Annotated in this window: 15 protein-coding genes and 1 tRNA gene; 14 read left to right on the top strand and 2 right to left on the bottom strand. The window is 72.4% G+C overall.

The features are described 5' to 3' along the window. Positions 1-73 precede the first annotated feature (73 nt). Both trpD and E3O41_RS08060 read left to right on the top strand, forming a co-directional pair. Positions 74-1,138: an anthranilate phosphoribosyltransferase gene (trpD, locus tag E3O41_RS08065; protein WP_067023984.1), complete on the top strand. Its 1,065-nt coding sequence runs from the start codon at positions 74-76 to the stop codon at positions 1,136-1,138. Between the two features lie 43 nt (positions 1,139-1,181). Then, the gene (locus tag E3O41_RS08060) at positions 1,182-2,438 is read left to right on the top strand and encodes an MFS transporter (protein WP_067024317.1); all 1,257 of its coding nucleotides are present in this window, start codon (positions 1,182-1,184) and stop codon (positions 2,436-2,438) included. A 6-nt stretch (positions 2,439-2,444) separates the two neighbouring features. On the opposite strand, the gene E3O41_RS08055 is transcribed toward E3O41_RS08060, so the two are convergent. Continuing rightward, positions 2,445-3,350, bottom strand: coding sequence for a 5'-3' exonuclease (locus tag E3O41_RS08055; protein ID WP_067024314.1), 906 nt, complete (start codon positions 3,348-3,350; stop codon positions 2,445-2,447). A gap of 26 nt (positions 3,351-3,376) precedes the next feature. Continuing rightward, positions 3,377-4,405, bottom strand: coding sequence for an FUSC family protein (locus E3O41_RS08050; protein ID WP_067023981.1), 1,029 nt, complete (start codon positions 4,403-4,405; stop codon positions 3,377-3,379). Between the two features lie 63 nt (positions 4,406-4,468). On the opposite strand from E3O41_RS08050, the gene E3O41_RS08045 reads away from it, so the two are divergent. The 12 genes from E3O41_RS08045 to ypfJ all read left to right on the top strand — a co-directional run bounded on the left by E3O41_RS08045 (position 4,469) and on the right by ypfJ (position 15,630). Then, positions 4,469-4,993 carry an MFS transporter gene (locus tag E3O41_RS08045; protein WP_067023978.1) on the top strand — a complete coding sequence of 175 codons (525 nt, stop codon included), beginning with the start codon at positions 4,469-4,471 and terminating at the stop codon, positions 4,991-4,993. Next, on the top strand, positions 4,990-5,355 hold the full coding sequence (locus E3O41_RS08040) for a hypothetical protein (protein ID WP_083990818.1): 366 nt from the start codon (positions 4,990-4,992) through the stop codon (positions 5,353-5,355). The genes E3O41_RS08045 and E3O41_RS08040 overlap by 4 nt, the downstream gene beginning before the upstream one ends. A gap of 135 nt (positions 5,356-5,490) precedes the next feature. Further along, on the top strand, positions 5,491-7,080 hold the full coding sequence (gene serA / locus E3O41_RS08035) for a phosphoglycerate dehydrogenase (RefSeq protein WP_135012237.1): 1,590 nt from the start codon (positions 5,491-5,493) through the stop codon (positions 7,078-7,080). Between the two features lie 2 nt (positions 7,081-7,082). After that, positions 7,083-8,135, top strand: a complete 1,053-nt coding sequence (locus E3O41_RS08030; protein ID WP_067023972.1) for a 3-isopropylmalate dehydrogenase — start codon at positions 7,083-7,085, stop codon at positions 8,133-8,135. Between the two features lie 68 nt (positions 8,136-8,203). Beyond that, positions 8,204-9,298, top strand: a complete 1,095-nt coding sequence (locus E3O41_RS08025; RefSeq protein ID WP_067024309.1) for a branched-chain amino acid aminotransferase — start codon at positions 8,204-8,206, stop codon at positions 9,296-9,298. A 32-nt stretch (positions 9,299-9,330) separates the two neighbouring features. Continuing rightward, positions 9,331-10,098: a fumarylacetoacetate hydrolase family protein gene (locus tag E3O41_RS08020; RefSeq protein WP_135012235.1), complete on the top strand. Its 768-nt coding sequence runs from the start codon at positions 9,331-9,333 to the stop codon at positions 10,096-10,098. Between the two features lie 2 nt (positions 10,099-10,100). Next, positions 10,101-11,315, top strand: a complete 1,215-nt coding sequence (locus tag E3O41_RS08015) for an MFS transporter (RefSeq protein ID WP_135012233.1) — start codon at positions 10,101-10,103, stop codon at positions 11,313-11,315. 37 nt (positions 11,316-11,352) lie between these two features. After that, complete coding sequence (locus tag E3O41_RS08010; RefSeq protein ID WP_067023967.1) at positions 11,353-12,150, top strand: putative hydro-lyase; 798 nt, start codon at positions 11,353-11,355, stop codon at positions 12,148-12,150. A gap of 46 nt (positions 12,151-12,196) precedes the next feature. Continuing rightward, on the top strand, positions 12,197-13,708 hold the full coding sequence (gltX, locus tag E3O41_RS08005) for a glutamate--tRNA ligase (protein ID WP_067023964.1): 1,512 nt from the start codon (positions 12,197-12,199) through the stop codon (positions 13,706-13,708). Between the two features lie 83 nt (positions 13,709-13,791). Further along, positions 13,792-13,863: transfer RNA gene (locus E3O41_RS08000), tRNA-Gln, on the top strand. A gap of 64 nt (positions 13,864-13,927) precedes the next feature. Beyond that, on the top strand, positions 13,928-14,581 hold the full coding sequence (locus E3O41_RS07995) for a cyclodeaminase/cyclohydrolase family protein (RefSeq protein WP_067023961.1): 654 nt from the start codon (positions 13,928-13,930) through the stop codon (positions 14,579-14,581). Positions 14,582-14,742: 161 nt separating this feature from the next. Further along, positions 14,743-15,630, top strand: a complete 888-nt coding sequence (gene ypfJ / locus E3O41_RS07990) for a KPN_02809 family neutral zinc metallopeptidase (protein WP_067023958.1) — start codon at positions 14,743-14,745, stop codon at positions 15,628-15,630. Positions 15,631-15,657: the final 27 nt, after the last annotated feature.

The following is a 15,657-nucleotide window of genomic DNA, read 5'->3' as shown; positions in this document are numbered from 1 at the left end:
TTAGGGAGGCCTAAGTGCCGGCTGGGAATCCGGCCCGAGACCGCCGTGGATCGGCCGACGATAGGATCTGCGCATGCCCGAATCGCTCTCCTGGCCCGCCGTCCTCACCACCGTGTTGGAGGGCCGCGACCTCAGCGTGTCGGAGGCGACCTGGGCGATGACGCAGGTCATGACCGGGGCAGCGACGCCCGCGCAGCTGGCCGGCTTCCTCACCGCCCTGCGCGCGAAGGGCGAGTCGGTGGAGGAGGTCATCGGCTTCCGCGACGCGATCCTCGACGCGGCCGTGCCCCTCCCCGTCGATCCGAACGTGCTCGACATCGTGGGCACCGGCGGCGACCGGATCGGCACCGTGAACGTCTCGACGACGGCGTCGATTGTGATCGCCGCCACCGGCATCCCGGTGGTCAAGCACGGCAATCGCGCGGTGAGCTCGAAGACCGGCTCCTCCGACGTGCTCGGGGAGCTCGGGATCGACCTCGGCCTCTCGCCCGAGGCGGTCGCGAGCGTGCTGGATCGTGCCGGCATCACCTTCGCGTGGGCGGCGGCCTTCCACCCCGGCTTCAAGCACGCCGCGGCCGTGCGGGGCGAGCTCGGCGTGCCCACGGTGTTCAACTTCCTCGGCCCGCTCGTGAACCCGGCGCGCGCCGAGGCGAACGCGGTCGGCGTGGCCAATCCCGACGTGGTGCCGCTCATCGCGGGCGTGTTCCGCACGCGCGGCGCGACGGCGCTCGTCTTCCGGGGCGAGGACGGGCTCGACGAGCTCACAACGACGGGGTACAGCCGGATCTGGCAGATCAGCAACGGCGACCAGCACGAGTTCGACATCCACCCGCGCGACCTCGACATGCCGACGGCGACGCTGGCCGACATCACGGGCGGCGACCCCGCGCACAACGCCGGGGTGCTGCGCCGCACGCTGGCGGGGGAGCAGGGCGCCGTGCGCGACATCGTGCTGCTGAACGCCGCGGCCGGCATCGTCGCCTACCGGCTGTCGCAGGACCCGGGGCAGGCGCAGCGCAACCTCATCCAGCGCCTCGTCGAGGCGCGCGACGAGGCCGCGGCCGCGATCGACGACGGCCGCGCCGAGGCCAAGCTCGAGGCGTGGGTGCGGGCGAGCCGCGAGGCGCAGACCGACTGAGCCCCGAGGGCGCATGCATGCCCGGGCATAGACTGGCCGGGTGATGTCCGCTCCCGTCTCCGCCGCGAGACGGGCGTTCCCCTGGCTCGTGGTCGCCGGCGTTCTCGTCGCGGCGCTGAGCCTGCGGGCTCCCGTGCTGGCGGTCTCGCCGGTGTTGCGCGACATCGAGCACGACCTCGGGCTCGACGCGGCCGGCGCGTCGCTCATCATGACGAGCGCCGTGCTCATGTTCGCCGTCGTGACGCCGGCCGCCGCGCTCGTGATCCGGAGGGCGGGCCCCGAGCTCGCCCTGCTCGTGTGCCTCGCCGGCGTGATCGCCGGCACCCTGGTGCGGTCGGCCCCCGTGTACGGCTGGATGATCGCCGGCATGATCGTCACGGGTGCGGCGATCACGATCGGCAACGTCGTGATCCCCGTGATCATCCGCCGCGACGTGCCCGAGCGGCACGTGGCCACCGTCACGGCCGCGTACACGGCGATGCTCAACGTCGGCTCGCTGTTCGCCACGCTCGGCACGGCCCCGCTGGCGGAGGCCATCGGCTGGCCGGTGGCGCTGCTGTCGTGGAGCGTGCTGTCGATCGTCGGCGTCGCGCTGTGGGCCGTGCACCTGGGTCGAGACCGCGCCGCCGGGGCCACCTGGGGCGAGCGCTACTCGGGCGAGACCGGCGCGACGGGAGCGGCCGCCGAGGCCGTCGCGATGACCGGGCCGGTGCCCGTCCTCACCGGACGCGGTCGCGCGCTGCGGCACCCGGCGGTGTGGCTGCTCACGGCCACGTTCGCGTGCCAGTCGGCCGCGTACTACGTGCTGTCCACGTGGCTGCCGGCGATGGCGACCGATCTCATCGGGGTCGACACGACGACGGCGGGCGCGCTCGCCTCGATCTTCCAGGGCGGGGCGATCGTCGGCGCCTTCGTCGTGCCGGTGCTCGCGCGCTACCTGCCGCTCATGGTGCCGGCCGTCGTCGTGAGCGCCTGCTGGATCGCCGTGTCGGCCGGGCTGCTCGTCGCGCCGCAGCTGCTGGCCCTGTGGGCGGCGATCGGCTCGGTCGCGCACGCCGGCGGCTTCGTCGTCATCTTCACCGTGCTCATGCGCGTCGCGCGCACGGACGCCGAGGCGGCGACGGGCTCCGCGCTCGTGCAGGGGCTGGCGTACGTGTTCGGCACGGTCGGCGCACCCGTCGCCGGCGCGCTGCACGACGCCACGGGCGGGTGGGCCGCGTCGCTCAGCTTCAGCCTCGCGCTCGGCATCGGGTTCGCGGCGTTCCTCATCTGCGCCGTGATCGGCTCGCAGCGCCGCTGAACCCCGTCAGCCCGCGGCGGCCGTGAGCGCCGCGATGGCGCGCTCCATCGGCTGCGCGAGCCCCCACCGCTCGGCGAGTGCCCGCGCCGCGTCGGCGTCGAAGCCGCCGATCGCGTCGTCGAACGGGGCAAGCTCGAGGTCGCGCGCCACCGCGACCACGCGCGGGGCGACGTCGAGGTAGTCCGCGGCCGCCGCGATCTTGGCCCGCACGCCCGCCGACATGCCCTCGCCGGCTTCGGCCGCGGCGCGGATGCCGGCGAGGTCGCCGTGGGCGGCCAGCAGCGTGGCGGCGGTCTTGTCGCCCACGCCCTTCACGCCGGGCAGGCCGTCGGAGGCGTCGCCGCGCAGGGTGGCGAAGTCGGCGTACTGGGCGGCGTGCACGCCGTACTTGGCGACCACGACGTCGTCCGTGACGATCTCGAGATTGCTCATGCCGCGCGCGGTGTAGATCACCCGCACGCCGCGGGCGTCGTCGACGAGCTGGAACAGGTCGCGATCGCCCGTGACGACGTCGACCGGTCCGGTCGCGCGCGTCGCGAGCGTGCCGATCACGTCGTCGGCCTCGTGGGCGGCCGCCCCGACGACGGCGACGCCGAGCGCGGCCAAGGCCTCGCGGATGATCGGCACCTGGGCCTCGAGCGGATCGGGCACCTCCTCCACGTCGGGCGCGCCCTCGAGGAGCTCCACGACGCGGTGCGACTTGTAGGAGGGGATGAGGTCGACCCGCCACTGCGGCCGCCAGTCGTCGTCCCAGCACGCGACGAGCCGGTCGGGCTCGTACGTCGTGACGAGCTTGGCGATCATGTCGAGCAGCCCGCGCGCGGCGTTGACGACGGTGCCGTCGGGTGAGCGGAACGTGTCGGGCACCCCGTAGTACGCGCGGAAGTAGAGGCTGGCGGTGTCGAGCAGCATGAGGCGGGTCACGGGCTCATCCTCTCCTACGCGGTGAGCTCCTCGTGTACGCGGCGCAGGTCCTCGAGCAGCGAGCCGATGAGCACCCAGTGCGGGCCGGTCGGCTGCGCGAGCGAGAGCGGTTCCGTGAGCGCCGGCAGCGTCTGGGTCTCGGTCGACACGGGGGCGGCCGAGCGGCGGGTGCGCAGTCGGACGTCGTGCGCGGCGCGGCGCAGCTGATCGACGATGCCGCCGACGGCGGGCTCCTGCGCGATCTCGTCGTCGTAGTGGTCGTAGAAGGCGCGCGTCATCCCGATCGTCTGTCGGGTGATCGACGTGAGCGTGCCGATCAGCTCGCGCTGCGCCGCGAGCGACTCGCGGTGCGCGCGACCGCGGGGGTTCAGCGCGAGGGAGTCGGTGGCGGCGTCGAGCGCGGCCTCGGCCGCATCGCGCATGGGTCGCAGCAGGCGCGCCGTGACCATGAGCTCCTCCAGCTCGGCGCGCGAGCAGCGGGCGCCGAGGGCGTCGGCCAGCCGCTCGAGGGAGCGCGCCAGCTCCTCGCCGAGCCGGGCGACGGCCTCGCGCGCGGGCGCGACGGCCACGGGCGGCACGATGGCGAGGTTCACGACGAAGCCGACGGCGGCGCCCAGCATCGTCTCGATCACGCGATCGACCGCGTACATCGGCGTGGTCGTGCCGAGCGCGATGACGAGCAGCGCGCTGATGCCCGCCTGGTTCGACGTGCCGGGCGTCATCCGCAGGGCCCAGGCCAGCAGCAGCGCGGCCGCCACCGCGATGGGCAGCGCCCAGGCGGGATCGGGGATCGCGAGGCCGACGAGCGCGGCCACGATGACCCCGGCGATCACGCCGGCGCTGCGCTCGATGCCCTTGAGGTACGACTGGTTCAGGCTCGGCTGCACCACCAGCAGCGCCGCGATCGCGGCGAACACGGGCGGCGGACCGCTCGCGATGAGCCAGCCGGCCAGCAGCCATGCGGCGATCGTGGCGATGATCGACTTGACCGCCTGGAGCGCGGACGTCCGACGCGGAGCCCGAAGCGCGCCGAGAAGCTGCATGGCCCCACCGTAGCCCCGCGGGCCTCTCGCACGGGAAAGCCGATCCGCCCTAGGGTGAGCGGTATGCCGCGACCTGACGACGACGCGCTCTCGTGGGAGGGCGACGACGACCCGACCCTCGACACGCGCGTCGATGCCCCCGCCGACGCGGACCCGGCCCCGTCGGCACCGGTCGAGACGCCCCCGGCGACCGAGCCCGCCACCGAGCCCGAGCCCGCCGTGACACGTCCGGTTGCCGAAGAGCCGGCACCCGGGGAGGAACCGGTCGAGGGCGAGCCCCGGCGCCTCGGCGACGCGGCGCTGGTCTCGCTGGGTGTCCTCGGCGGCGTGTACCTGCTGTGGACGGTCGGCTGGGTGCTCGGATCGCTGCGGCTGCGCGACTGGATCCAGATCCGCACCGGCGCCGTGGCCGACGCGATGTTCCACGGCAGCATGGTGCTGGGCATCCTCGCCCCGGCGATCTGGTTCGGCGCGGCGTGGTTCCTCACGCGCGGCCGCCCGACGTGGGTGCGCATCGCGGCGATCGTGCTGGGCGTGATCGTCCTCGTGCCGTGGCCGTTCGTGATGGTGGGGGTGATCGGACAGTGACGGAGCAGACGAGCGCCGCACACGACGGATCGATGAAGCGGCCGACGTGGATCATCGCCACGATCGCGGGCATCTTCGGCCTGCTGTACGCCTACGCGGTGTGGAGCGGCATCTCGCAGCTCGTGCAGAGCGTGCAGGCGGCGTCGGCGAGCGGCCTCGCGCTCAACGCCATGGGGTGGCTCGTGTGGATCCTGGCGATCCTGCTGCCGATCCTGCTGTTCGCGCTCGCCGTGTCGATCGGACATTCGCGGGGACTGCGCACTCTGACGGTCCTGCTCCTCGTCGGCCTGAGCATCGTGGCGATCTTCTGGCTCGACGTCATGGCATATACGAGCGTCAACACGAGTTCACTCCTCGGCTGACGCGCGCCGCCCCGCCGCCGCCCGTAAGAGCCACCGTTCCGCGACGATAAGCTGGACCGGATCGCGCCCCCGACGGCGTGCGGCGCATCGCCTCATCACCGCGCGCGCCTGCGCAAAGCACCGAAGGATCCATCCGTGCCGAAGCCCGTCGTCCTGATCGCCGAACAGCTCTCGCCCGCCACGATCGAGGCCCTGGGTCCCGATTTCGACGTGCGCACCGTGGACGGCACCGACCGTCCCGCGCTCTTCGAGGCGCTCGCCGAGGCCAACGCCGTGCTCGTGCGCTCGGCGACGAAGATGGACGAGGAGGCGATCGGCCACGCTCCCCGCCTCAAGGTGATCGCCCGCGCGGGCGTGGGCCTCGACAACGTCGACATCAAGGCGGCCACCCAGGCCGGCGTCATGGTCGTCAACGCGCCGACCTCCAACATCATCTCGGCCGCCGAGCTCACCTGTGGCCACATCCTCAGCCTCGCCCGGCACATCCCGGCCGCGCGCGCCTCGATCGGCGCCGGCGAGTGGAAGCGCAGCGCCTACACCGGCGTCGAGCTGTTCGAGAAGACGCTCGGCGTGATCGGCCTGGGTCGCATCGGCGCCCTCGTGGCCGCCCGCATGCAGGCGTTCGGGATGCGCGTGGTCGCGTACGACCCGTACGTCACCAGCGCGCGCGCCCAGCAGCTGGGCGTCGAGCTGCTGAGCCTCGACGAGCTCGTCGCGCAGGCCGACTTCCTCACCATCCACATGCCCAAGACGCCCGAGACGACGGGCATGATCGGCGCCGCGCAGCTGAAGGCGATGAAGCCGACCGCCTACGTGATCAACGTCGCCCGCGGCGGCCTGATCGACGAGGACGCCCTGCACGAGGCGCTCACCACGGGCGAGATCGCCGGTGCGGGCCTCGACGTGTTCACGAGCGAGCCGCCTACCGACACGCGCCTGACCGCGCTGCCGAACGTCGTGGCCACCCCGCACCTGGGAGCCTCGACCGACGAGGCGCAGGAGAAGGCCGGCGTCTCGGTGGCCAAGTCGGTCAAGCTCGCCCTCGAGGGCGACCTCGTTCCCGATGCGGTCAACGTCGCCGGCGGCGTCATCGACCCGTTCGTGCGCCCCGGCATCGCGCTCGTCGAGAAGCTCGGCCAGGTCTTCAGCGGCCTGGCCCACGGCGCGCTGCAGCACCTCGAGATCGAGGTGCGCGGCGAGCTGGCCGATTACGACGTCAGCGTGTACCGCCTGGCGGCGCTGAAGGGGATCCTGGCGAACGTCGTCAGCGAGACCGTCTCGTACGTCAACGCGCCCGTGTTCGCCGAGCAGCGGGGCATCGAGACCCGCATGGTGGTCGAGAAGGAGAGCCCGGAGTACCGCAACATCACGATCCTGCGCGGCACGCTCTCCGACGGCACCACCCTGAGCGTCGCGGGCACGCTCGCCGGCACCCGCATGGTGCAGAAGATCGTCGGCATCAACGGCTACGAGATCGAGGTGCCGATCGCCGAGCACCACGTCGTCATGCGCTACGAGGACGGCCCCGGCATCGTCGCGATCTACGGCAAGAAGTTCGGCGACGCCGGCATCAACATCGAGGGCATGCAGGTCGCGCAGGCGATCGACGGCCAGGCGCTCGCGGTGGTGACCGTCAACGCGCGCGTGCCCGAGGAGCTGCTCGCCGAGATGGGCGAGGCGATCGGCGCCTCGATCATCCGCCAGATCGAGATCGTCGAGGACTGACCGTGGCGCGCGCGATCCGGCTCGCCGTCATCCCCGGCGACGGCATCGGCCCCGAGGTGATCGCCGAGGCCGTCAAGGTGCTCGACTCGGTGACCGCCGGCAGCGACGTCGCGTTCGAGAAGACGACGTTCTCGCTCGGCGCCGACCGATACCTCGCGACCGGCGACGTGCTCACCGACGACGACCTCGCCGCGATCGCCGCGCACGACGCGATCCTGCTCGGCGCGGTCGGCGGCGTGCCGAACGATCCGCGACTGAAGGACGCGAACATCGAGCGGGGGCTCCTGCTGCGGCTCCGCTTCGCGCTCGACCACTACGTCAACCTCCGGCCGTCCAAGCTGTACCCGACGGTTCCCGGCCCGCTCACGGCGCCCGGCGAGGTCGACTTCGTCGTCGTGCGCGAGGGCACCGAGGGCGCGTACGTGGGCAACGGCGGCGTGCTGCGCCCCGGCACCCCGCACGAGATCGCCAACGAGCTCGGCGTCAACACCGCCTTCGGCGTCGAGCGCGTGGTGCGCTACGCGTTCGAGCTCGCCGAGCGGCGGTCGAAGCGCCTCACGCTCGTGCACAAGACGAACGTGCTCGTCAACGCCGGCAAGCTGTGGAACCGGATCGTGACCGAGGTCGGCGCGGAGCACTCCGACGTGGTGGTTGACTACATGCACATCGACGCGGCGACGATCCACATGGTCACGAGCCCCGATCGATTCGACGTGATCGTCACCGACAACCTCTTCGGCGACATCCTCACCGACCTGGCGGGTGCCATCACCGGCGGCATCGGCCTCGCGGCCTCGGGCAACATCAACCCCGACGGCGCATTCCCCTCGATGTTCGAGCCCGTGCACGGATCGGCGCCCGACATCGCGGGAACCGGCACCGCCGACCCCACCGCGGCGATCGGATCGATCGCCCTGATGCTCGACCACCTCGGCCTGCGCGCCGAGGCGGAACGCGTCACCCGCGCGATCGAGCAGGACATCGCCGACCGCGGCGACGCCTCCCGCAGCACCGCGCAGATCGGCGACGCGATCGCCGCTCTGGCGCGGGCGTAACCTTAGGAACCTCCGGCCTCCCGCCCCGGGCGGGAGCGTTCGTGACCCTCTTCGCAGACAGGACCGACATGACGTTCGCAGAGACCACCACCGCACCGCTGCAGTTCGCGGTGACCAAGAACCTGGCGGCGAAGTCGCCGGCCGAGCGCGACGCGCTGCTGGCGGATCCCGGGTTCGGCACCGTCTTCACCGATCACATGGTCGACATCTGCTGGTCGGAGAAGGGCGGCTGGCACCGCCCGCGCGTGCAGCCCTACGGCCCGATCCCGCTCGACCCGGCCGCCGCCGTCCTGCACTACGCGCAGGAGATCTTCGAGGGCATGAAGGCCTACCGCCACGCGGACGGCGCGGTGTACACATTCCGGCCCGAGCAGAACGCCCGCCGCTTCAACCGCAGCGCACGCCGGCTGTCGATGCCCGAGCTGCCCGAGGAGTACTTCCTGCAGTCGCTGCGCGAGCTCATCGCCGTGGACGGCGCCTGGGTGCCCTCGCAGCCCGACCAGACGCTGTACCTGCGCCCGTTCATGTTCGCCAAGGAGGCGTTCCTCGGCGTGCGACCGGCCAAGAAGTACGCGTACTACGTCATCGGCAGCCCCGCGGGCTCGTACTTCTCCGGCGGCGTGAAGCCGGTGCGGATCTGGCTGAGCGAGAACTTCGCCCGCGCGGCGAAGGGCGGCACCGGGGCGGCCAAGACCGGCGGGAACTACGCCGCGAGCCTGCTGCCGCAGGCCGAGGCCGCCGCGCAGGGCTGCGACCAGGTGGTCTTCCTCGACGCCGACGGCAACATCGAGGAGCTCGGCGGCATGAACGTCGTCTTCGTGAAGAAGGACGGCACCCTCGTCACCCCCGAGTCCGAGAGCATCCTCGACGGCATCACCCGCAACTCGCTGCTCGAGCTGGCCGCCGACCGCGGGCACGCCGTCGAGCGCCGGCCCATCTCGCTGACGGAGTGGCGCGAGGGCGTCGCCTCGGGCGACATCGTCGAGGTGTTCGCGTGCGGCACCGCCGCCGTCGTCACGCCGATCGGCGCGCTCAAGGGCGCCGGCTTCGAGGACGAGCAGCCCGCCGGCTCGCTCGGCCTGTCGCTGCGCGAGGAGCTCACCGACATCCAGTACGGCCGCCGCGAGGACACCCGCGGCTGGCTGTACCGCCTCGATGCCTGACCGTCGCCGTCGGTTGCCCATAGGCTGAGGCGGTGAAGATCGCACGGTTCAGCCACAACGACGCCATCAAGTACGGGATCCTCGACGACGGCGAGCTCGTCGTCCTCGCGGGAGACCCGATGTTCGCCGGCTTCGACACCACGGGGGAGCGCGTGCCGGTGGGCGATGTGGCCCTCCTGGCGCCGGTGATCCCGCGCTCGAAGATCGTGTGCGTGGGGCGCAACTACCGCGCCCACGCGGCCGAGCTCGGCAACGACGTGCCGACCCAGCCGCTGCTGTTCTTCAAGCCGAACACGAGCGTCATCGGCCCGGGCGACGCGATCGTGCGCCCCGCGCAGTCGCAGGACACGCAGTGGGAGGGGGAGCTGGCCGTCGTGATCGGGCGCATCGCCAAGAACGTCACCGCCGAGAACGCCCTCGACTACGTGTTCGGCTACACGGCCGCCAACGATGTGACGGCGCGCGACCTGCAGAACTCCGACGGGCAGTGGGCGCGCGCGAAGGGCTTCGACACGTTCTGCCCCCTGGGACCGGCGATCGAGACCGAGTTCGATCCGGCCGAGGGCGAGGTGATCACGCGGCTCAACGGCGAGGTGAAGCAGCGCGCGCCGTTCACCGACATGGTCTTCGACATCCCCTTCCTCATCGAGTACATCTCGGCCGCGTTCACGCTCCTGCCCGGTGACATCATCCTCACCGGCACGCCGGAGGGCGTGGGCCCGTTCGGCGCCGGCGACGTCGTCGAGGTGGAGATCCCGGGCATCGGGATCCTGCGCAACGTCGCCCGCGACGCGGCGTGACGATGGCCGCCCCGCTGGATGCGGCGCTGCTGGCGCGCATCCAGCGCCGCACGGTCGCCACGCTCGCCGGTGGGCAGATCCTCGGCGGCATCGGCTTCGGAGCGACCGTGTCGCTCGGCGCACTGCTCGCGGCCGACATCTCGGGCGTCGAGGAGCTGTCGGGCCTGGCGGTGGCCGCCAGCACCCTCGGCTCGGCGCTGCTGGCGATCCCGCTCGCCCGCGCCGCGCAGCAGCGAGGGCGACGGCTCGCGCTGACCGTCGGCATGGCGCTGGCCCTCGTCGGGGTGATCGTGGTGATAGCCGCGGCCGGGCTGCGATCGTTCCCGCTGCTGCTCGTGGGTTTCGCGCTGACGGGCGTGGGGCAGACCGTCAACCTGCAGTCGCGCTTCGCCGCCACCGACCTCGCGGCCGACGCCACCCGCGGCCGCGACCTGTCGCTCGTGGTGTGGGCCACGACGATCGGATCGGTGTCGGGCCCGAACCTGCTGGGCGCGGGGGAGTGGATCGGCGAGCGCATCGGCATGCCGCCGCTGACCGGCCCGTTCCTCTTCTCGCTCGCGGCGCAGGTGCTCGTCATCGCGCTGTATCTCGTGGCGCTGCGGCCCGACCCGCTGCTGCTGGCCCGCGAGCGCGACGCGAGCTCCGCCGGGGCGCTGGCGGACCGGCCGGACCGGCCGCGGGCGGCGAGGTTCGCGATCTTCGCGGTGGCCGGCTCCCACGGCGTGATGGCGTCGGTGATGTCGATGACGCCCGTGCACCTGGGCCACCACGGCGCCTCACTGCAGGTGGTCGGGCTCACGATCAGCCTGCACGTGGCCGGGATGTACGCGCTCTCGCCCGTCTTCGGCATCCTCGCCGATCGCGTCGGGCGCGTGCCGACGGTTCTGGGTGGCCAGGCGCTGCTCGTGGCGGCGCTGCTGGTGGCGTCGTTCGGGCAGGACGACACGGTGCTCGTGACGGTCGGGCTCGTGCTGCTCGGCCTGGGCTGGAGCGCGTCGACCGTGGCGGGCTCGGCGCTGCTGGCCGAGTCGACCGCCCCGCCCCTGCGCACGCGCCGTCAGGGTCGCAGCGACCTGGCGATGAGCCTGGCCGGCTCGCTCGGCGCGGTCGCCGCCGGCGCGATCCTCGGCCAGATCGGGTACGGCGGGCTCGCGCTCGTCGCCCTCGCGGTCGTCGCCGCGATCGTCCTCCTCTCGCCGGCCGGTCGCCTGCGCTGAGGTCCCGCGGGCGCGCCGCGCGGATTAGCCTCGAGGCATGGCACTCACCCTCGACGACGTCTCCCGCCTCTCGCCCGCCGCCTCGCGCGAGCGCTTCCGTGCGGGACTGGCCGTGCCGACGGCCGGCTGGTCGGCGGGGTACGCCCAGGCGAACCTGCTCATGATCGATCGGGAGGCCGCCTTCGACTTCCTGCTGTTCGCGCAGCGCAACCCCAAGCCGCTGCCGATCCTCGGCGTGCTCGAGCCGGGGCAGGTCTCCAGCGACCTGCTGGCCGACGGCGACATCCGCACCGACATCCCCCGGTACCGCGTGTACCGCCGCGGCGAGCTCGTCGACGAGCCGACCGACGTGCTCGAGACCTGGAACGAGCGGATGGTGAGCTTCCTCATCGGCTGCTCGTTCACGTTCGAGGCGCCTCTGCTGCAGGCCGGCATCCCGATCGCCCACATCGAGCAGGGCCGCAACGTGCCGATGTACCGCACGAGCATCCCGACGCAGCGCGCCGGGCGGTTCGAGGGCCCGGTCGTGGTGTCGATGCGCCCGATCCCCGCCTCGCGCGTGGCCGACGCCGTGCGCATCACGTCGCGCTACCCGGCCGTCCACGGCGCGCCCGTGCACGTCGGCGATCCCGCGGCGATCGGCATCGCCGACCTGGCCAGCCCCGACTTCGGCGACCCCGTGGACATCCCGGACGGCACGATCCCCGTGTTCTGGGCGTGCGGCGTGACGCCGCAGGCGGCGGTGATGCAGGTGCGCCCGGAGCTGGCGATCACCCACGCCCCGGGCCACATGCTCGTCACCGACCTGCGCGACAGCGAGTTCCAGGTCCCCTGACACCGCCGATGCGTCGGGAGGGGGTCGCGCACCTAGAATTGACGGGATGTCTACCCCCGATCCCCGCACCACGACGGCCACCGGCGCCGACGTCCGCGTGCGCTTCTGCCCGTCGCCCACCGGTCTGCCGCACGTCGGTCTGATCCGCACCGCCCTGTTCAACTGGGGCTACGCGCGTCACCATGGCGGCAAGCTCGTCTTCCGCATCGAGGACACCGACGCCGCGCGCGACAGCGAGGAGAGCTACCAGCAGCTCCTCGACGCGCTGCGCTGGCTCAAGATCGACTGGGACGAGGGCGTCGAGGTGGGCGGCCCGCACGCGCCGTACCGCCAGTCGGAGCGTCACGACCTGCACCGCGAGGTGCTGCAGAAGCTCATCGACGCGGGGCTCGTGTACGAGAGCTACTCGACGGCCGAGGAGATCGACGCCCGCAACGAGGCCAACGGCCGCCCCAAGCAGCAGGGCTACGACAACTACGACCGCGAGCTCACCGAGGAGCAGAAGGCCGCCTTCCGCGCCGAGGGCCGCCAGCCCGCGCTGCGCCTGAAGGTGCCCGACGAGGACATCACCTACGTCGACCTGATCCGCGGCGAGGTGACGTTCCCGGCCGGCTCGTTCCCCGACTTCGTGATCGTCCGCCCCAACGGCATCCCGCTCTACACGTTCGTGAACCCGGTGGACGACGCCCTCATGGGCATCACGCACGTGCTGCGCGGCGAGGACCTCATGCCGTCCACGGGGCGCCAGATCGTGCTGTACCAGGCGCTCATCGACGCCGGCGTCACCGACTTCATCCCGCGCTTCGGACACATGCCGCTCGTGCTGGGCGACGGCACCAAGAAGCTCTCGAAGCGCGACCCGCGCGCCGACCTGTTCCTGCAGCGCGAGAAGGGCTTCATCCCGGAGGGCCTGCTCAACTACCTCGCCCTGCTCGGCTGGTCGATCGGTCCCGACCGCGACGTGTTCTCGCTCGACGAGTTCGTGGCCGCGTTCGACATCGCCGACGTGAACCCGAACCCGGCTCGCTTCGACCAGAAGAAGGCCGAGTCGATCAACGGCGACCACATCCGCATGCTCGCTCCCGAGGACTTCGCGCAGCGGATCACCCCCTACCTGTACGCCGCGGGCGTCGTGGGTGCCGAGCTGACCGAGCGCGAGACCGAGCTGATCTTCGCCGCCGCGCCGCTCATCCAGGAGCGCCTGCCGCTGCTGGGCGATGCGCCCGGGCTGATCGGCTTCCTGTTCCGCGACGAGATCGCCTACGAGGACGACGCGCTGGCCTCGCTGCCCGATAACGCCGCCGACGTGCTGACGGCCTGCGTCGACGCGCTCGAGGCCGTCCCGGAGGGGGAGTTCGCCGCCGCCGCCATCCAGGATGCGCTCTCCGCCGCGCTCATCGACGGCCTCGGCCTGAAGCCCCGCGTGGCGTTCGGTCCTCCGCGCGTCGCGATCACCGGCCGCCGGGTCTCGCCGCCGCTGTTCGAGTCGATGGAGCTGCTCGGCAAGCCCGAGTCGCTGCGCCGCCTCGCGGCCCTCGTCGCGCATCTCGAGGGCTGACACGCGCGGCGGGGCTCCGGTTTGGCCGGCCCCGCCGCGTGCGGTAAGCTAGACAGTCGTTGCGGCTGATGCCGCGCGGCCCTTGGGGTATGGTGTAATTGGCAACACGGCTGATTCTGGTTCAGTTGTTCTTGGTTCGAGTCCAGGTACCCCAGCTTTGAAGAAACCCCCGCTCCGGCGGGGGTTTTCTCGTGTGCGCGGCACACGTAGCCTCGGCGCATGGAGCGCAGGACAACGGCCGACGAGGGCATCGGCGCGTGGCTGGAGGCGCTGGCCTCCACCGGCCCGAACCCCGGGGGTGGCGCCGCGGCGGCGCTGATGGCGGGCGTGGCGGCGGCGCTGGCGGAGATGGTGGTCGCCTACCGCAAGACGCCGGACGCGCCCGAGGCGGAGCGTCGCGAGCGCGCGTTGGCGGCCTTCGCCGCAGCGGTGCGCGAGGCGGCGCCGGACATGGCGGATCGCGATACCGAGGTCGCGTCCGGGTTCGCGGAGGCCGAGTCCCGGAGCGAGCCGGAGGAGCGCGCGGCGGCGAAGCGGGAGGCGAGCATGGCCGCGGCCGGATCGTCCGCCGCGCTGGGACGCTTCGCGACCACGCTCGTGCCGGTGTTGAGAGAGCTCGCCGAGGACACCGGGCGCCTGATGCTCGCGGACGTCGGCATCGCGGCGGCCGCGCTGTCCGCGGCCACCCGCGCCGCCGCCCTGAACATCTGCGCCGACCTGGCCCGTGCCGAGGAGAGCGGGCGGGCGGACCTGATCGCCGCCGTGGACGAACTCGACGCCGCAACGCGCGAGCTCGACGCCGTCGCGGAGCGCGTGCGCTCGCAGCTCACCCCGGCGAGCGGGGGCACGCCGGGAGCGACGGCACGCCCGTGATCGGGCCGTCGCCGCGGAGGCACCCGCTCGACGGCGTCTGGGAGGAGCCCGATCCCGACCGGGGAGTCCGCGGGTCTCAGGCCGCATCGCACCGGCGCGGGATCGACGCCGGCTGCGTCAAGGGCTCGGCGGGCGGGGAGCGCCGGCGGTAGCGTTTCCCCATGACGTTCAACGAGAACGCCAACGTCGGCGGCAACAAGGCGCGCCGGCGCGGGCGGAATGCGGCGATCGCCGGCGGCGGCACGCTCGGCGTCGGCGTGATCGCCGTGCTGCTGATCCAGGCCTTCACGGGGCAGGACCTCAGCGGCCTGCTCGGGATCATGGCCGGCGGCACGGAGGGCACCGGCAGCGGGCAGGGTGAGTCGTCCGTGATCGCCGACTGCGAGACCGGCCAGGACGCCAACGAGAACGACGATTGCCGCCTGGCGGCCGGATCGCTGGCGATCGACGAGTTCTGGGGCGAGACGCTCGAGGGCTACCGCGAGCCGCAGCTGATCATCGTCGACGGGCAGACCCCCACGCAGTGCGGCACGGCGTCCAACGCCACCGGCCCGTTCTACTGCCCGCCCGAGGAGACGGTGTACGTCGACCCGACGTTCTTCGGGCTGCTGCGCCAGCAGTACGACGCCTCCGCCGGCGACCTGGCCCAGCTGTACGTGCTCGCCCACGAGTACGGGCACCACGTGCAGAACCTCATCGGCGTCTTCGAGAAGTACCCGAACAACGGCACGGGTCCCGACAGCAACGGCGTGCGCACCGAGCTGCAGGCCGACTGCTTCGCGGGCGCCTGGGTCGCGGCGATGACCCAGCAGGAGGACGAGAACGGCGTGCCGTACCTGCAGCCGCCGACGGACCAGCAGATCGCCGACGCCCTCAACGCGGCCGCGGCGGTCGGCGACGACCACATCCAGGAGCAGTCGGGCGGGTTCGTCAACCCCGAGAGCTGGACCCACGGCTCGAGCGAGCAGCGCCAGCGCTGGTTCGACACGGGTCGCGCCGACGGCGTGCAGGCCTGCGACACGTTCGCGGTGTCCGGCGACCAACTGTAGACGCCGTCTCGAGACGCTCGATCGATG

The organism is Microbacterium sediminis (genome assembly GCF_004564075.1).
In the GTDB taxonomy this organism is placed as follows: domain Bacteria; phylum Actinomycetota; class Actinomycetes; order Actinomycetales; family Microbacteriaceae; genus Microbacterium; species Microbacterium sediminis.
This window is presented reverse-complemented; position numbering and strand designations above follow the sequence as displayed.